15 protein-coding genes are annotated in these 16,796 nt (G+C 72.1%); 8 read left to right on the top strand and 7 right to left on the bottom strand.

What is annotated here, in order from left to right; all coding sequences use genetic code 11:
- Nucleotides 1-28: 28 nt before the first annotated feature.
- From KZI27_RS13550 to KZI27_RS13575, 6 genes are all read left to right on the top strand, one after another.
- On the top strand, nt 29-970 hold the full coding sequence (locus tag KZI27_RS13550; RefSeq protein ID WP_222658016.1) for a glycosyltransferase family 2 protein: 942 nt from the start codon (nt 29-31) through the stop codon (nt 968-970).
- Nucleotides 960-2,519 (top strand): glycosyltransferase family 39 protein, encoded by a 1,560-nt coding sequence (locus tag KZI27_RS13555; RefSeq protein WP_222658017.1) that lies wholly within the window; start codon nt 960-962, stop codon nt 2,517-2,519. The genes KZI27_RS13550 and KZI27_RS13555 overlap by 11 nt, the downstream gene beginning before the upstream one ends.
- Nucleotides 2,516-4,165 (top strand): glycosyltransferase family 39 protein, encoded by a 1,650-nt coding sequence (locus KZI27_RS13560; RefSeq protein ID WP_222658018.1) that lies wholly within the window; start codon nt 2,516-2,518, stop codon nt 4,163-4,165. Before KZI27_RS13555 ends, KZI27_RS13560 begins: the two co-directional genes overlap by 4 nt.
- Nucleotides 4,162-5,148, top strand: coding sequence for a dTDP-glucose 4,6-dehydratase (gene rfbB / locus KZI27_RS13565; protein ID WP_123681455.1), 987 nt, complete (start codon nt 4,162-4,164; stop codon nt 5,146-5,148). Before KZI27_RS13560 ends, rfbB begins: the two co-directional genes overlap by 4 nt.
- A 10-nt stretch (nt 5,149-5,158) precedes the next feature.
- Nucleotides 5,159-6,010 carry a dTDP-4-dehydrorhamnose reductase gene (rfbD, locus tag KZI27_RS13570; protein WP_222658019.1) on the top strand — a complete coding sequence of 284 codons (852 nt, stop codon included), beginning with the start codon at nt 5,159-5,161 and terminating at the stop codon, nt 6,008-6,010.
- A 179-nt stretch (nt 6,011-6,189) separates the two neighbouring features.
- On the top strand, nt 6,190-7,332 hold the full coding sequence (locus tag KZI27_RS13575) for a glycosyltransferase family 4 protein (protein ID WP_222658020.1): 1,143 nt from the start codon (nt 6,190-6,192) through the stop codon (nt 7,330-7,332).
- Between the two features lie 12 nt (nt 7,333-7,344).
- Here KZI27_RS13575 and KZI27_RS13580 read toward each other — a convergent pair whose 3' ends face one another.
- The 6 genes from KZI27_RS13580 to KZI27_RS13605 form a co-directional block, all read right to left on the bottom strand.
- Nucleotides 7,345-8,100, bottom strand: coding sequence for a glycoside hydrolase family 16 protein (locus KZI27_RS13580; protein WP_222658021.1), 756 nt, complete (start codon nt 8,098-8,100; stop codon nt 7,345-7,347).
- 250 nt (nt 8,101-8,350) lie between these two features.
- Nucleotides 8,351-8,644, bottom strand: coding sequence for a hypothetical protein (locus tag KZI27_RS13585; protein WP_222658022.1), 294 nt, complete (start codon nt 8,642-8,644; stop codon nt 8,351-8,353).
- Between the two features lie 8 nt (nt 8,645-8,652).
- Nucleotides 8,653-9,120 carry a 5-(carboxyamino)imidazole ribonucleotide mutase gene (purE, locus tag KZI27_RS13590; RefSeq protein WP_222661385.1) on the bottom strand — a complete coding sequence of 156 codons (468 nt, stop codon included), beginning with the start codon at nt 9,118-9,120 and terminating at the stop codon, nt 8,653-8,655.
- Between the two features lie 54 nt (nt 9,121-9,174).
- The gene (locus KZI27_RS13595; RefSeq protein WP_222658023.1) at nt 9,175-10,272 is read right to left on the bottom strand and encodes a hypothetical protein; all 1,098 of its coding nucleotides are present in this window, start codon (nt 10,270-10,272) and stop codon (nt 9,175-9,177) included.
- Nucleotides 10,273-10,484: 212 nt separating this feature from the next.
- Nucleotides 10,485-12,155: a glycoside hydrolase family 6 protein gene (locus tag KZI27_RS13600; protein WP_222658024.1), complete on the bottom strand. Its 1,671-nt coding sequence runs from the start codon at nt 12,153-12,155 to the stop codon at nt 10,485-10,487.
- A gap of 216 nt (nt 12,156-12,371) precedes the next feature.
- Nucleotides 12,372-13,508 carry a 5-(carboxyamino)imidazole ribonucleotide synthase gene (locus KZI27_RS13605; RefSeq protein ID WP_222658025.1) on the bottom strand — a complete coding sequence of 379 codons (1,137 nt, stop codon included), beginning with the start codon at nt 13,506-13,508 and terminating at the stop codon, nt 12,372-12,374.
- A 113-nt stretch (nt 13,509-13,621) separates the two neighbouring features.
- Between KZI27_RS13605 and KZI27_RS13610 the strand changes: the two genes are divergently transcribed.
- Together KZI27_RS13610 and KZI27_RS13615 are read left to right on the top strand one after the other, a co-directional pair.
- Nucleotides 13,622-14,107 carry a GtrA family protein gene (locus tag KZI27_RS13610; protein WP_222658026.1) on the top strand — a complete coding sequence of 162 codons (486 nt, stop codon included), beginning with the start codon at nt 13,622-13,624 and terminating at the stop codon, nt 14,105-14,107.
- Nucleotides 14,104-15,657, top strand: coding sequence for a DUF2142 domain-containing protein (locus KZI27_RS13615; RefSeq protein WP_222658027.1), 1,554 nt, complete (start codon nt 14,104-14,106; stop codon nt 15,655-15,657). Before KZI27_RS13610 ends, KZI27_RS13615 begins: the two co-directional genes overlap by 4 nt.
- A 91-nt stretch (nt 15,658-15,748) precedes the next feature.
- On the opposite strand, the gene KZI27_RS13620 is transcribed toward KZI27_RS13615, so the two are convergent.
- Nucleotides 15,749-16,780, bottom strand: a complete 1,032-nt coding sequence (locus KZI27_RS13620) for a lysylphosphatidylglycerol synthase domain-containing protein (protein ID WP_222658028.1) — start codon at nt 16,778-16,780, stop codon at nt 15,749-15,751.
- Nucleotides 16,781-16,796 lie beyond the last annotated feature (16 nt).

Below are 16,796 nucleotides of genomic sequence, written 5' to 3' on the forward strand. Positions count from 1 at the left end.
GACTCCCGAAACGAGACCAAGCGAGCCCGTGAAGCTATTCGTCCAGATCCCCTGCCTCAACGAGGAGAACACCCTCGCCAGCGTCATCGACTCGATCCCGCGTGAGATCGACGGCATCGACGAGATCGAGATCCTGGTCATCAACGACGGCAGCACCGACCGCACCGTCGAGGTCGCCAAGGAACACGGCGTCAAGCACTTCGTGCACCACACCACCAACATGGGGCTCGCCCGGTCGTTCCGCGACGGCGTCGACTACGCCCTGCTGCACGGTGCCGACATCGTCGTCAACACCGACGGCGACAACCAGTACCCGCAGGCGCAGATCGCCGAGCTCGTCCAGCCGATCCTGCGCAAGGAGGCCGAGATCGTCATCGGCGACCGGCAGACCCGCACGATCGAGCACTTCTCCGGCTTCAAGAAGCTCATGCAGCGCTTCGGGTCGTGGGTCGCCAGCCGCGCCGCAGGACTCGACCTGCCCGACGCCGCGAGCGGCTTCCGCGCCTACTCGAAGTACTCGCTGATCCGCCTGAACATCGTGACGCGCTTCAGCTACTGCATGGAGACCATCGTGCAGGCCGGCTACAAGCGCCTGGCGATCGCATCGGTGCCGATCACGACGAACCCGAAGACGCGCGAGTCCCGGCTGTTCAGCAACATCTTCCAGCACATGTTCGAGTCCGGTTCGGCGATCGCCCGCGTCTACCTGATGTACCGGCCGATGGCGCTGTTCGCCTGGGTCAGCGTGGTCCTGGGCGGGCTCGGGCTGTGGCCGCTCGTCCGCTACCTGGTGCTGCTCGCGATGCAGACCCCCGGCAACCACCTGCAGTCGATCATCCTCGGTGTGGTGCTGCTCATCACGGCGCTGCTCTCCATCGTGATCGGCGTCGTCGCCGACCTCACCCGCCTCAACCGCACGCTGGCCGAGGAGCAGCTCGACCTGCAGAAACTGCAGCGGTATGGCGACTGACACGGCACCGGCCGTGTCGGGTACCGTCGCCCGCCCGCGGGTCGGCCGTGCCGAGCGCGTCGTCGTCATCGCCCTGACGATCGCGTTCGCCGCCGTCCTGGGGGTCTGGGCGATCGTGACGACCACCTACAAGGCGCCGGACGAGCCGACCCACGTCGACGCCGTCCTGCACCTGGCGATCGGTGACGCTTGGCCGGAACCGGGCGCGATGCACTACCTGAACGCCACGCACGACACCCAGATCAGCAACCTGCGCCAGCCGGCTGCCGACAACGCGACGTGGGGCGAGCTGCTGCGCGAGTTCCCGGGCGTGCACCCCACGAGCATCGACCAGATGTCGCAGCACCCGCCGACGTACTACGCGCTGGCCGCCGGGGTGCTCCACCTGGTGCACTTCGAGGACCTGCGGTGGGACCACGCCGTGATGGCCCTTCGGCTGTTCGACGCCCTGCTCGTGCTGCCCCTGCCGTTCCTGGCGTGGGCCACCGTGCGTCGGTTGACCGGCTCGCCCAGGGCGGCGCTGGTCGGAGGGGCCGCGATCCTCGCGGTCCCCGAGGTCGCGTCGATCGGGACATCGGTCACGAACGACGCCCTCATGCTGCCCCTCGCGGGCGCCCTGGTGTACTTCGTCGTCCGGCTGCTCACCGGCGACCAGCGGGTGCGGACCACGGTGTGGATCGGCCTGCTGCTCGGCGCGATGCTGCTGACGAAGGGCACCGCGCTGCCCGCCGTCCCGTTCGTCGGCATCGCCGTGATGGCGGCGGGCTGTACCCGAGCGACCGTGTGGCGCAACGTGCTCCGGACGCTCTGGACGCTGGGCATCGCCGGCGTCGTCGGTGGGTGGTGGTGGCTGCGGAACATCCTCGTGTACCACGCGATCCAGCCCGACGGCATGGCGTACGCCCGTCCGTCGATGCCGTTCCCGGACGACACGGCCGCCAGCCCGGAGGTCTTCCTGCGCGACTACTGGAACGGTGTGACCCGCACGTTCTGGGGCAGCGTCGGCGGCCTCACGCAGTTCCAGTTCGCCCAGTTCCTGGTCGACGGCCTGACCATCGTCTCGGTCGCCGGCATCGTCATCTGGGCGTTCCGCCGCGGCCCGTCGCTGCGACCCGCGATCGTGCTGGCGTCGTACCCCGTCATCCTGATCGCCCTGCACATGCAGAGCGGGTGGGGCGGCTACGTGCGGAACACCATCGTCGCCGGCACCCAGGGCCGGTACTACTACCCCACCCTCATCGCCCTCATCGCCCTGAGCGCCCTGGCCTGGCGCCGCGTGACCGTCACGGCGGCCGGCGCCACACGGCTGGCCGTCGGCATGTCCGTCGCGGCGACCGCCATCGCCCTGTACGGGGTCGTCTACGCGCTCCGGGCGTTCGGCCGCGACGCCGCGTTCTGGATCGACGAGTTCTCGATCGTCAAGTTCGACCAGTACGGCATGCTCGCCGCCGGCGGGAACGTCACGCTCGCCGCGGTGGCCGCGGTGGCGCTGATCGCCACGGCGGTCCTGCTCGTGCGGTTCGTGCGCCGGCCGGAGGTGACCGCGTGACCGCCCGCCGCGAGTGGATCGTCCTCGGGACGACCACCGTCGCGTGGCTGGGCCTGCTGCTCAGCTTCGCCCTGCTGACCCCCGCGTTCGGCGCCCCCGACGAGCCCGCCCACGTCGACGCCGCGTTCCGGCTGGCACTCGGCCTCGGATGGCCGCACGGCGGGGAGATGCACTACCTCGCAGCGGTCCGTCAGATCGTGGAGCACCCGGTGCCCGCCGTCGACCGCCCCACGGTCGACGCGCTCCTGGCGGCGGTGCCCGGCGACTCCCCCGCGATCGACCCGATGTCGCAGAACCCGCCGACGTACTGGCTCGTCGCCGCGGGCATCCTGCGCCTGATCCGCTTCGGCGCGCACGACTGGGCCACCTCGGTGCTCGTCCTGCGCCTGTTCGACGTCGCGCTCGTGACCGCGCTGCCCGTCCTCGTGTGGGCGACCGTCCGCCGGGTGACCCGGTCGCCGCGGACCGCCCTGGTCGCGCCGCTGCTGCTCTTCGCGGTGCCGCAGCTCGCACAGGTCGCCGCCGGCGTGACGTCGTGGGCGCCGATGATCCTGCTCGGTGCCGTGCTCGTGTGGCTGAGCGTGCGCGTGCTCACCGGCGACCGGTCGTGGTGGACGACGGCCGGTCTGGCCGTGGCGGTGACCGGGCTGGCGGCGATCAGCGCCCTCGGCCTGCTGGCAGTGCCGTTCGTCGTGCTCGTGTTCGTGCTGGCCCGCGACCAGCGCACCGCGAGCGACCAGCACGCCGCGACTGACCCGCACGACCAGCGCCCGTGGCGCCGCCCCGCCCTGCACGCCGGTGTCGTCGTCGTCGCTGCCGCCGCGGTGTCCGGCTGGTGGTGGGTCCGCACCCTGCTCGTCAGCGGGACCCTGCTGCCCGACGCCCTGCGCGGCGTGACCACGGTGCAGCCGTACCCGTCCGGTGGTGCGAACCCGGGCGCGTTCGCCGGTCGGCAGTGGGACGGCCTGACCGCCTCGTTCTTCGGGGACTTCGGCGCGAACCAGTGGCCGCTGCCGCCCATGGTCGTCGACGCCCTGGCGATCGTCGGTCTCGTCGCCCTCGGCTGGTCGTACGCCCGCCGCGGCGCCGGACGCCGGGTGATGACGATCGCCCTGGTCTGGCCGGCGCTCGTCGTCGTCGCGACCCTGGCCTACAACTGGCGCAACTACCTCGGCACGCACCAGGGCAACGGCCTGCAGGGCCGGTTCCTGTTCGTGGCCGCTCTCGCGCTCGTGCTGTCGCAGGCCGTGGCGTGGCGTGCCCTGGTCGTCCGTCCGGAACTGCGCCGTCGGCTCGCCCGGATCGCCGCCGTCGGCACGTTCGCCATCGCGCTGTACGGCATCGGCATCGCGTACCGCGGCGCGTGGGAGAACGTCCAGTTCCGGGTGACCCCCGGCGGCCTGTCGGCGATGGCCGGTGGCTCGCTCGCCGGGCCGCTCCCGATCGCGCTGGCCGGCGCGCTGTTCCTCGTCGCGGGCGTCGCGAGCGTCGCACTCGTCTGGCGCGCGACTGCCGTGCCGAGCACCACGACCGACGTCCCCGGCACCACGACCACCGTGCCGAGCACCACGACCACCCCCGTCACCGGCCTCCCGCTAGAATCGCCGCCGACCCACGAACCGACCGTCAGGAAAGAGACCTCGTGAAGATCCTCGTCACCGGAGGGGCCGGCTTCATCGGCTCGAACTTCGTCCGCCGCACCCTGGAGGACGCGTACCCCGGCCTCGAGGGAGCCGAGGTCGTCGTCTACGACGCGCTGACCTACTCCGGCAACGAAGCGAACCTCGCCCCGGTCGCCGACTCCCCCCGCTACACCTTCGTGCACGGCGACATCCGCGACGCCGCGAAGCTCGACGAGGTCGTCCCGACGGTCGACGCGATCGTGCACTTCGCCGCCGAGTCCCACGTCGACCGGTCGGTCCGCGACTCCGGCATCTTCGTCGAGACGAACGTCGTCGGCACCCAGCGCCTGCTCGACGCCGCGCTCCGCCACGGCACCGAGCGCTTCGTGCACGTCTCCACCGACGAGGTCTACGGCTCCATCAGCGAGGGCTCGTGGGACGAGGAGCGCCCGCTCGAGCCGAACTCGCCGTACTCGGCGTCGAAGGCCGGCAGCGACCTGCTCGCCCGCAGCTACCACCGCACCCACGGGCTGAACCTCTCGATCACGCGCTGCTCGAACAACTACGGGCCGTACCACTTCCCCGAGAAGGTCATCCCGCTGTTCGTCACGAACCTGATCGACGACGTGCACGTCCCGCTGTACGGCGAGGGCAACAACATCCGCGACTGGCTGCACGTCGACGACCACACCCGCGGCATCGCGATGGTCCTGACCCGCGGCCGCGCCGGCGAGATCTACAACATCGGCGGCGGCACCGAGCTCACCAACAAGGAGCTCACGCAGCTGCTCCTCGACGCCACCGGCAAGGACTGGTCGTACGTCGACCGGGTCGCCGACCGGCTCGGCCACGACCTGCGCTACTCGGTCGACATCTCGAAGATCCGGGCCGAGCTCGGCTACGAGCCGCAGGTCCCGTTCGAGCAGGGCCTGGCCGACGTCGTGCAGTGGTACCGCGACAACCGTTCGTGGTGGGAGCCGCTCAAGCAGCGCGCGGCCCTGAGCTGAGCGGTCGACCGTGACCAAGTACCTCATCACCGGCGCCGCCGGCATGCTCGGTCGTGACCTGCAGGCCGCGCTCGCGGGCCGCGACGTGACGGCGCTGTCCCGTGCCGAGCTCGACATCACCGACCCGGCCGCGGTGGACGCCGCCGTCGCCGGGCACGACGTCGTGGTCAACTCGGCCGCGTACACGAAGGTCGACGAGGCAGAGGAGCACGAGGACGACGCCCACGCCGTCAACGCGATGGGCCCGAAGCTCCTGGCCGAGGCCGCGGTCCGCCACGGCGCGAAACTCGTCACGGTGTCGACGGACTACGTCTTCGACGGCAACGGCACCGCCCCGTACGCCGAGGACGCCCCGACGGACCCGATCAACGCCTACGGCCGCACCAAGGCCGCGGGCGAGGCGTTCGTGCGCGAGATCGCCCCGGACACGTCGTACGTCGTCCGCACCGCCTGGATCTACGGCGCGCACGGACCGAACTTCGCCGCGACGATGCTCCGGCTGGCCGGCTCGCACGACACCGTGAGCGTCGTCACCGACCAGGTCGGTCAGCCGACGTGGACCGGCGACCTCGCCGCGCGGATCGTCGAGCTCGTCGACGGCGACGCCCCCGCGGGCGTCTACCACGGCACGAACGCCGGGCAGGGGTCGTGGTTCGACTTCACGCGTGCCATCTACACCGAGCTCGGGCTCGACCCCGAGCGCGTCCTGCCGACGGACAGCGCCGCGTTCGTCCGGCCGGCGCCGCGCCCGGCGTACAGCGTGCTCGGCCACGACGGCTGGTCGCGCGCCGGCCTGGCGCCGATGCGCGACTGGCGCGAGGCGCTGCGCGCCGCGGTGGCCGCAGGAGCGTTGACGAAGTAGGCACGGCCGTCGACCGGGAGGCCCGGATCACGTCCGCTGCGTCGCGGACGTGATCCGGGCCTCCCGTCCCGGTCTCCTGCCGCGGCTTCCAGGGGGCGGCCCACCTGCCCTGGTAGGGTCGGGCAGCCGGGCGCCGGGCCGGTCCTCGGCCCCATCACCACGACGAGGAGAGCAGCACCATGACCACCCTCCACGTCCTCGTCGACCAGGTCGTCGCGCCCGTCCCGGGTGGCATCGGGCGGTACGCCGAAGAGCTCACCCGTCACCTCGTCGCGAACGCGCCGAGCGGGTGCGACGTTGCCGGGGTCGTGTCGGCGGTCAGCTCCGACGAGATGGCCCACCTGCGCACGTTGCTGCCCGGCCTGTCCGATCTGCAGCGCCTCCCGTTGCCCCGTCGCGAGCTGTCGCTGGCGTGGCAGGGCGGGTTCGTCGGTGGCATCGCGAAGGGCATGGTGCACGCACCGAGCGTCCTCGCGCCCCTGGTCAAGCACGACCGGTTCCAGGACCCGGGTCGGCAGACCGTCGTCACGGTGCACGACACGGTGCCGTGGACGAACCCCGAGACCCTGACGCCCCGCGGTGTCCACTTCCACAAGGCGATGGTGAAGCGGGCATGGAAGCACGCCGACGCCGTCGTGGTGCCCACCCACGCGGTGGCGAGTGCCCTGAACGAGATCCACCGCTTCGACGACCGGCTGCGCGTCATCGGCGGCGCCCCCAGCGGTCGGCTGCGGCTGCCCGTCGACGCCGACCTGCGCGCCGAACGCCTCGGCCTGCCGGACCGCTACGTGCTGGCCGTCGGCACGCTCGAACCGCGCAAGGCGCTCGGGTCCCTCATCGAAGCACTCGCGCACCCCGACGCACCGACGGACATCCCGCTCGTGATCTCCGGCCCGGACGGTTGGGGCGACGTCGACGTGTACGGCACGGCCGAGCGCGCCGGGCTCGCCCGCGACCGCGTGAAGGTGCTCGGCCGGATCGACGACGCCGACCTCGCCGTGGTCTACGACCGGGCCACGGTGTTCGTGTTCCCGAGCTTCGCCGAGGGCTTCGGCCTGCCCGTGATCGAGGCGATGAGCTTCGGCACCCCGGTCATCCACTCCGACGACCCTGCGGTGGCCGAGGTCGCGTCGGACGCCGGAGTCACCGTCGCCCGGAACCCGCGAGAGTCCTACCCGGAGCGGATCGCACAGGCGGTATACCAGGTGGTCAACGACCCGTTGCTCGCCGGTCAGCTCGCCGTCGCCGGACCGGACCGCGCCCGCATGTACGACTGGAGCGACTCCGCCGCCGAGACCTGGCAGCTGCACGCCGACCTCTGAGCCGGCGGCACGTCACTTCTTGTACGTGTAGGTGCTGACCCAGTCGATGTACAGGTGGCCGGTGGCGCCCCAGTTGCCCACCTGGAACATGTACCGGTGCGCGGTCTTCGGCACGTGCTTCGTGATCGTCTTGATCACCTTGCCGTCGAGGCGGTAGCGCACGGACTTCCCGGGGATCCACTCGATCGAGTACGTGTGCCATGCACGCCACGAGACGCCGGTGCTCAGGCTCGTCGCGTTGACCTCCTGGCCGGGGGTCATCGAGTGGTGGTGCAGCATCGGCTGCTGGTCGAAGTTCGCCTCGGGGTAGTCGATCTCACCGTCCGACCACTTGTCGGACGACGGCCACAGCATGAACGCGGCGCCGTTCCCGTCACCGCCGGTCGCCTTGGCACGGACGATGAACTTGCCGCCCTTGTGCCCCCACGCGCCCGACGGGGTACCGAACGTGCCAGCGGCGCCGTGCTTGCCGTCGAGCTTGACGTCCATGTACCCGTTGTGCGAGCTGATCTGGGCGCCCGAGTAGTACATGCCGCCGGTGCCGTCCGGGTAGGGCTGCCACGACTTCGCGTAGGTCTTGGCGAACGTGCCCTTGGCGGCCGCGGCGGTGCTGAAGTTCTCGCGGAAGGTCTGCTTGAAGTTCCCGACGTTCCCGATCGGTGCCGAACTGGCGGACGCTGCGGTTCCGGTTCCGAGCGGTCCTGCGACGAGTGCGGCACTGAGGAGCACGACGGTGAGTGCGGCCCGCTTGGTTGCGCGTTTCTGCATGAGCTGTCACTCCCTGACGTGACGGTTCGCACCCGTTCCCGTGGGTGCCGGGAGGCCGGATCTCGACCACCCGCCGTTCACCGTAGTTGCGAAATGCAGCCCGCGCGCGGGGTTGACAGAACCGCTTCATCCCCAATACGCGGGGGTTGCAGAACGTTCCGTCTACGTCGAAGAAGTGCTGATCAGCGCCGTGTTGCGCCCCCCGTTCTGGGGCTGCCGGTCGCTCGTGGACTCCGGCGGATGGTGGCGTTCAGACCCGCGCGCGACGGCGGCGTGACGACACGACGGCGGTGACGACCGCGGCCAGGACGGCGACGACCACGACCACCGCGGCGACCTCGGCCACGTGCAGCGCCAGGAGCCACGAGTCGAACTGCGACTTCGTGGCGACGACGTGCTCGTCCGCACCACGGAACCACCGGGCCGCGGGGTTGACCGGGCCGGCACGCCGTGCGGCGACGGCGCACACCAGGGCTGCGACGACCGCGACAGCGATGAGGACGAGCGTCGCGGCGTGGCGACGGAGACGGAGACGAGCGGACACGGCGGCGCTCAGAGGGAGTCGCGCAAGCGCGCGGCCTTCTCCTCGACCAGCTTCTCGAGGCCGTCGGCGTACTCGGTCAGGCGGGCGGCGACGGCCGGCTCCGACGACCCGATGATCCGCGCGGCGAGCAGGCCGGCGTTCGCGGCGCCGTTGATCGCCATCGTCGCCACCGGGATGCCGGCCGGCATCTGCACGATCGACAGCAGCGAGTCGAGGCCGTCGAGGCGTGCGAGCTGCACGGGCACGCCGATCACGGGCAGCGTCGTCATCGACGCCACCATGCCCGGCAGGTGCGCGGCGCCACCGGCACCGGCGATCACGACGCGGATGCCACGCTCGGCGGCGCCGCGGGCGAACCGGGACATCTTGTCGGGCGTGCGGTGCGCCGACACGACGTCCGCCTCGAACGGGATGCCGAGCTCGGCCAGGATGTCGGCCGCAGCACGCATCGTCGGCCAGTCGGAGTCCGACCCCATGATGATCGAGACGAGCGGCTGGACGGGTGCGTCGGTGTCGGTCACGCGACGAGCCTAGCCGAGCAGCACGCGGCGCCAGACGTCGTCGTCACGGCCGATCGTGCGCTCCCCCGCGACCCACTGGACGGCCCGTTCGTCGGCCGTCCCGCGCTCGACGGCGGCGCGCACCGCATCGCACCAGGCCACCACGTCGTCGGGCACTGTGACCGCACCGTGCGTTCGCGCCACGGCGTACGAGGGCCGGTCCGAGACCACCGCGGGCATCCCGAGCGCGGTGTACTCCAGGAACTTCAGGTCGCTCTTCGCCCGGTTGAACTCCTCGTCGCGGAGGGGTGCGACACCGGCGCGCCAGCGCTCCCGGTGCGCCACGAGCCAGCGGGAGAACGCCGGGTAGTGGCCGTCCGGCACCTCGATGCGGCGGAACCAGTCGGCGCCGCCCTCGTCGGTCACGCCGATGACCTCGAGCCGGATCGGCGTGCCGTCGGAGGTCGTCAGGTCGGTGAAGACGTCGCGCAGCAGTTCGAGGTCGGCCGCGTGGGTGAGCGTGCCCATGTAGAGCACCCGGTGTTCGCCCTCGGGGCGGTCGTCGTCGTCCTCGGTCGCACCGGGTGTCCAGAGCCCGGGATCGAGGGCGTTCGGCACGACCGTGACGTCGCGGGCAACCGGGCGCACGACGTCGGCGAGCTCCGGCGTGCTCACGACGACGGTGTCGGCGCCGCGCACCAACGCGTCGATCGAGGCGAGGCGGTCCGGGTCGTACTCGGCGCGGGCGAGGCGCTGGCGGCCGGACTCGGTGAAGAAGTCGTCGTCGACCTCGCCGACGACACGGACCCCGCGGGCGGCAGCAGCGGCGAGGAAGGGCTGCACGGCGTCGCGCGGCAGGATGTCGCGCTGCACCAGGACCGCGGCGTACGGTGTCGTGTCGGTCCCGTCGACGAAGGCGACCGGGTCGACCTGGCGGACCTCGGCCGTGCCGCTCGCCGCCAGGTGCTCGGTGCGCCGGACGACCCGCACGTGGGCGGACGCCGGGTGCGCTCCGTCGGCGCCCGCGACGACGTAGCCCAGGATCGGCAGCGGAGCGGGCACGGGAGGCGTCCCGACGACGGCCCGACGGAGTCGACGAGCGGCTCGGCGGACGAGATCACGCGGCATGCGCCCATCCTCTCGCACCGGGCGACCGGGCTCGCACGCACTGGTCGGACGCGCACCGTGCGGAGTTCGTCGCCGGGGAGACCGTTGACCGCTCCGTGCGAACCTGCACGGCCGCACCCAGCGATCAACCTCGCACCGAGTGAGCAGTGTCGCACCGTGCGACCGCAGCACCCACAACCCGCACGGTGCGGGATCGCGGACCGACCGAACCGTCAGCGCCGCGTGACCGTCACCGTCCGGCAGGGGCTCGCCTTCCGGTCCTTCCCGGTGCCGGTGTTCCGCGCGACCGCACAGACGGTCCGCTTGCCGGCCTTGAGGGCGACGGTGCCGGCGAAGCCGTGCTGCGCGCCGGAACCCCACGTCCGATCGACGTCGGCGCGCACGCGTCCCGCCGACAGCGACGTCACCCGCCTGCCGTCGACCGTGATGGCGACGGTGCTGGCGGACGTCACGGCGTCGCCGTCGAAGGCCCAGCCGCGCACGCTGATGCCGCCCCGCTTGCCCGTCACGGACTCGAGCGCGACGTAGGGGTCGTGCCGGAAGGCGCGGACGGTGGCGCACCCGAGCGTGGTGTCCGACCCGGCGCCGATGTTGACGGCGGTCACGCAGACCCGGCGAGCGCCGGCGGACGCGGGCACCACGGCCTCGAAGCCGTGGGTCGCCCCGACGCCCGCAGCGGCATCCACGTCGGTCCGGCGGAGTCCGGCGGTCACGGCTCCCGCGGCGACGCCGTCGACGGTGGCGCGGACCCGGACGGGCTGCGTGGGGTCGTCCTCGTCGAAGGCCCATCCCCGGACCCGGACGCCACCGCCGGTGCCGGCGACGACCTCGAGCGAGCCCTGTGGTGCGAGGTCGGCTGCCGGGACCCCGAGCCGGGCGTTCGCGACCAGGGCCTGGGCGTAGGACGACCACCACTTGCCCGCGGCGGGGGCACCGTTGCAGGTGCCGTCGCTCGCGCCGGGGGTCTTCACCCACAGCAGGGCGTCGAGCGCGGTGCCGTCGGCGACGACCCGCGGCGAGGTGCCCAGTCCGGCGCCGGGGCCGTTGCACCAGGTCCCGCGCCAGCCCTGCCCGTTCCGCGAGGTGTCGATCACGTAGTGGGAGCCGCCGGTGGAGGCGGAGACCTTCTGCGCGTAGGCCTGTTCCTGCGCGGTCGGGTAGTAGTTCGCGACGTTCGTGAAGAACCCGCGGGCCCGCTGCACGCCGGCGCTGTTCAGCCGTGCGGCCATCGTCGCGGGCGGCACCCAGTTCGAGTTGCCGGCGTCGAGGTAGGCGGGGACCCCGGCGGCGGTGAGTCCGGCGACCGTGCGGGACAGGATCCGGTAGCGCTGGTCGTCGAGCGTGGTGCTGCACTTCGCGTTGCTGAGCATCGCGAGCGAGTCCGGCTCGACGATGACGGCGGCACGGTGTCCGGCGAGTGCGGCGGTGACCTGGTCGACCCACGCGTCGTAGGAGTCTTCGGAGAAGCCGCCGGCGGAGTACCCGCCGCAGTCCCGGTCCGGGATCGCGTACAGCACGAACACCGGGGTGGTGCCGGACTGCTCGGCGCCCGCGACCGCCGTGCTGATCGTCCTGGTCAGCTGGGTCCCCTGCGTCCACTCGCCGAGCCAGGTCGCCACGGGGTAGCGGGCGATGGTCGACGCCGCGGTGGCACCGGCGGGATCGGAGGCGGCGAGCGCGGTGGCCGCCTTCGCTGCCTCGCTGGTCGGCGACCGGTACGGCCCGGCCCCGTAGAGCGAGGCGGCGGACGCGGACCGGATGGTCGTCGCGGACGTCGCTGCGGTGGCGCTCGACGCGAACGAGACGGGCAGCACCCCGCCGACGAGAGCGGTGAGTGCGACGGCGGCGGCGCAGAAGACAGCACGGCGCGGACGGCGGCGCATGGACACACTCCTCGGACGGTCGACCCCTGACCGGTCCATGGGAACACGGGCCTCCGCGCGCCACCACCCGCCAGTGCGGGTGCCACCCGAGCGGGTGTCGGCAGTCCTGGGGACGTGTCGGCCGCCCTGGACGCGACCCGCGGGCGGACGGGAGGCCCGTGGCGGCGTCGCCACGGGCCTCCCGTCCGCCCTTCCGTCGCGTCGACGGGCCCGTCGTCAGTCGTCGAAGTGCGCCGCGGCCGCCCGTGCGCGGTAGACGACGTCGTCGACGTCGTCTCCGATCACGGTGACGTGCCCGATCTTCCGACCGGGGCGGGGGGCCTTGCCGTAGAAGTGGTACTTCGCCTCGGGGAACGCCTCGAGCGCGGCCGGGTACCGGGCCGCGAGGTCGCCGTCCGCCGGCCCGCCGAGCACGTTGATCATCACGGCAGCCGGGGCGAAGCACCCGGTTCCGCCGAGCGGCAGGTCGAGCACGGCACGCAGGTGCTGCTCGAACTGACTCGTCGTCGCACCGTCGATGGTCCAGTGCCCGGTGTTGTGCGGTCGCATCGCGAGTTCGTTGATGAGGATGCGCTCGTCGGCGGTCTGGAACAGCTCGACGGCCAGGACCCCGGTGACCCCGAGCTCCTCGGCGATGCGGACCGCGATCGACTCCGTCACGTCGGCGATGCGGCCGGCGCTGTCGGGCGCGGGCGCGATGACCTCGGCGCAGACGCCGTCGCGCTGCACGGTCTCGACCAGCGGCCACGCGACCACCTGGCCGGACGGACGGCGGGCGACGGACTGCGCGAGTTCGCGGGTGAACGGGACGAGCTCCTCGGCGAGCAGGGCCTGCCCGCCACCGGCCTCGGCGACGGCGATGAACCAGTCGTCGACGTCCGAGGGGTCCGAAACGACCCGCACGCCCTTGCCGTCGTAGCCACCGCGGGGCGTCTTGACCACCGCGCGGCCACCGTGGTCGTCGAGGAAGGCGCGGAGCTCGTCCGGGTCGTGCACCGCGGCCCAGTCGGGCACCGGCAGGCCGAGCTCGGTGAGCTTCGTCCGCATCGTGATCTTGTCCTGTGCGACGGCGAGCGGGCCGGGTCCGGGGCGGACGGCCACCCCGGCGTCGACCAGGGCGCGGAGGACGTCCTGCGGCACGTGCTCGTGGTCGAACGTGATGACGTCGACGTCGCGGGCGAACGCCAGGACCGTCGCGGCGTCGTGGTAGTCGCCCTCGGCCGTGGCGGCGATGGCGGCCGACATGCCCGGCCCCTCGGCGAGGACCCGGATGTCGATCCCCAGCTCGACGGCCGCCGGCACCATCATCCGTGCCAGCTGTCCCCCACCGATGACCCCGACGCGCAACGCCATGCTGTGTGATCCTTCCGGCGTTCACACCATCCGGGGTGAACGCGTTGTCTACAATCGCTGTTCGGGTCGCGTTGTGCACGGCCCGCGACAACTCTACGGATCCTGGAGGGCACGTGCGGCGCCTCATTGCCCAGCTGGCACGCTTCGGCGTGGTCGGCGCCGTCGGCTTCGTCGTGGACACCACGGTGTTCAACGTGTTGCGCATCACCGTCCTCGACCCGGACGAGGTCCACTCCGGGCCGTTCTGGGCGAAGGTGATCTCCACGGTCGTGGCGATCTTCGTCAACTGGATGGGCAACCGGTACTGGACGTTCCGCGAGCAGCGCCGTGCGGTCGCCACCCGCGAGGGCATCGAGTTCGTCGTCGTCTCGCTCGGCGGCATGGTCATCGCCCTCGCCTGCCTCGGGGTGTCCCACTACGTGATGGGGCTGACCTCGGTCCTCGCCGACAACGTCGCGAACATCGTCGGCCTGGTGCTCGGCACGGTGTTCCGCTTCTGGCTCTACAAGGTGTGGGTGTACCACCCCGAGCGGACCGGTTCCGAGCCCGTCGCCACCGACGTCGCACACGAGGGGCGCGCCCTAGACTCGACCGGGTGACGGCCCACGAGACCACCACCAGCACCACCGCACCACCCCGCACCGCCCGCTGGGAGCGTGTGGCGATCGCCGTCGTCACGGCGACCTTCGGCCTGTGGCTCGTCGCCTGGGCGCTGATCGTCCCGGTCTTCGAGGCCCCGGACGAGACGGCGCACGTCGACGCCGCCGTGCACGTCGCGCTCGGTGACGCGTGGGCCGCTCCCGGCGAGCTGTTCGTCACCAACGCCGTGCAGGCCGCGAAGGTCGAGCAGGCGACGAAGCCGTCGAGCGAGTGGTCGACCGTCAGCGAGCTGCTGCAGGACGCCCCCGGGGTGTCCTCGACCGTCAACCAGATGACGCAGCACCCGCCGACCGCCTACCTCGCCGGTGCTGCCGTGCTCCGTGCCGTCGACTTCGGCGACCTGCGGTGGGACCGGGCGTTCACCGCGCTGCGGCTCGCCGACGTCCTCGCCGTCACCGCCCTGCCGCTGCTGGCGTGGGCGTCCGTCCGCCGGGTGACCCGGTCGCCGCGGGCCGCGCTCGTCGGTGGACTCGCGGTGTTCGCGACGCCCGAGCTCGCGTCCATCGGCTCCTCGTTCTCGAACGACGCCCCCGTGCTGCTCGTCGCCGGGATCGTCGTGTGGCTCGCCTCCCGGCTGCTCACCGGGGACACCCGGTGGCGCACCACCATCGCGCTCGCGGTGGTGCTCGGTGCCCTGGTCTGGATCAAGGGCACCGGACTGCCCGCGGTGCCGTTCGTGGCGGTCGTCGTGCTCTTCGCCGGCGCCGGGGTGCTGTCGCTGCGGCAACGGGTGGTCCGCACCGTGGTGACGATGGCGGTGTCCGGTGGCATCGGCGCGTGGTGGTGGATCCACAACTGGTTCGCCTACGGCCGGATCCAGCCGAACGGGTACACGGCGATGCGCCCACCGAAGGACTTCCCACCCGGCGAGCACCCGACGCTCGGGCACTTCCTCGACGTCAGCTGGGGAACGCTCGCCCGCACGTTCTGGGGCAGCTTCGGCGGTCGGGCACAGGTCAGCATGGGCGACCTGCTCACCGCCGTCCTGACGGTCATCGCGCTCGTCGTGCTCGTCGGCTGGGCGTTCCGGCGCGGCCCCGACCTGCGGGTGGCGCTGTGCCTGGCGGTGTTCCCGGCGCTGCTCATCGGCATCCAGAACCGGACGAGCGCGCACTCGTACCTGACCACCACCGAGGTCGCCGCGACCCAGGGTCGCTACTACTTCCCCGCCATCGTCTGCCTGATCGTGCTGAGCGCCATCGCATGGCGTCGCCTGGTGCCCGCCGGGCGCGCACGTTCCCGGGTCGCCGTGTCGCTGGCCGTGCTGCTGCCCGCGGTGGGCGTGTACGGGTTCGCGGTGGCGTCGGCGTGGTTCTGGAACGCGGCGCTGTTCCCGGTGACGGGCCGCGGGCTGCTGCGCTACTCCGAGATCGGGCCCGTGCCGCCCGCGGTGCTCGTGGTCGTCGTGGCGTTGGTCGCGGTGGGACTCGTCGCGTCCGTCGTGCAGGTCGCCCGAGCCGACCGTCGGGTGGTCGCCCCCGCGTCGTGACCTCCCGTCGTGCGCGCTCGCGGCGTGCGCGCTCGCGGCGTGCGCGCTCGCGGCGTGCGTGCTCGCGGCGTGCGTGCTCGCGTCGTGCGCGTCAGGCGGCGGGTGCGCTGCCCTCGACAGCGGAGGGGTCGTCGGTCGGGCGACCACGACGGAACCACGTCGGGGCTGCGGCGCAGAGCAGGAAGAGTCCGTCGACCGCGAGGCTCCAGATGCGGGTGACGACGACCACCACGAGGGCGACCGGCACCGGCATCACCAGCGCGAGCAGGAGGGCCTGGACGCCCTCTCGGACACCGAGCCCGCCGGGGGCGAAGACCGCCAACATGCTGATCGCCGAGGCCATGCTCGCGGCACCGATGACGAACGCCGCGTCGGAGAGCTTCAGCGAGGGGTACACCGCCAGCGTGATGAAGTAGTACGCGGTACCCGACAGCACTGCGCCGGCGATGTACAGTCCGGCCCCGCCGAGCACCGTGCCGAGGTTCGGGCGCACGTCCGCCTCGAGCGGCTTGCGGCGCAGGATCTTCAGCGCGATGCCGATCAGGAACACGAACACCCGCGGGATCAGGCAGACGACGCAGCCGACGAACGCCGCGATCATCAGGGCGATGAGCCACGGGTCGAGGTCGTGCGTGCGCGGGTCGATGAGCAGCAGCACGAGCGCCAGGGCCAGCGTGGCGGCGATCTGCAGGGCGCCCTCGAGCAGGCCGCTCACGCCGAGTCGGGCCTTCGAGACGCCGTGCTTCGAGGCGAAGTAGACCTTGCCGATGATCCAGGTGGCCGCCCCGGGGATGTAGCGACCCATCCAGGACTTCGCGTACACGTAGGTCAGGGTGACACCGCTGCCCTTGAGGCCGGTCGCACCGAGCCGCCGCAGCAGGTAGAACCAGATGCCGACACCCCAGTAGCGGAACCCGAGGCTGATCAGCGTCGCGACGACCACCCACCCCCACTGCCAGTCGGCCTCGGCGAGCTGTCCCCAGTCGACGCCGCGCAGGTACAGCACGAGGAACACCGCGAGCAGGACGTAGAAGACGATCGGGATCGCCTTGCCGAGGAACCGCCGCCACTTCGGCGGACGCTTCCCCTCGGGTGCGGGGGTGTCGCTGGTGGTTCCTGACAAACGTGGTCTCCTGCCG

The sequence above is a fragment of the Curtobacterium sp. TC1 genome (genome assembly GCF_019844075.1).
Taxonomy (GTDB): Bacteria; Actinomycetota; Actinomycetes; order Actinomycetales; family Microbacteriaceae; genus Curtobacterium.

Bases quoted from the DNA above. Each gene is read 5' to 3' on its own strand.
- KZI27_RS13555 (WP_222658017.1), top strand. From the start codon at position 960: ATGGCGACTGACACGGCACCGGCCGTGTCGGGTACCGTCGCCCGCCCG.
- KZI27_RS13575 (WP_222658020.1), top strand. From the start codon at position 6,190: ATGACCACCCTCCACGTCCTCGTCGACCAGGTCGTCGCGCCCGTCCCG.
- KZI27_RS13580 (WP_222658021.1), bottom strand. From the start codon at position 8,100: ATGCAGAAACGCGCAACCAAGCGGGCCGCACTCACCGTCGTGCTCCTC.
- purE (WP_222661385.1), bottom strand. From the start codon at position 9,120: ATGGGGTCGGACTCCGACTGGCCGACGATGCGTGCTGCGGCCGACATC.
- KZI27_RS13595 (WP_222658023.1), bottom strand. From the start codon at position 10,272: ATGCCGCGTGATCTCGTCCGCCGAGCCGCTCGTCGACTCCGTCGGGCC.
- KZI27_RS13600 (WP_222658024.1), bottom strand. From the start codon at position 12,155: ATGCGCCGCCGTCCGCGCCGTGCTGTCTTCTGCGCCGCCGCCGTCGCA.
- KZI27_RS13605 (WP_222658025.1), bottom strand. From the start codon at position 13,508: ATGGCGTTGCGCGTCGGGGTCATCGGTGGGGGACAGCTGGCACGGATG.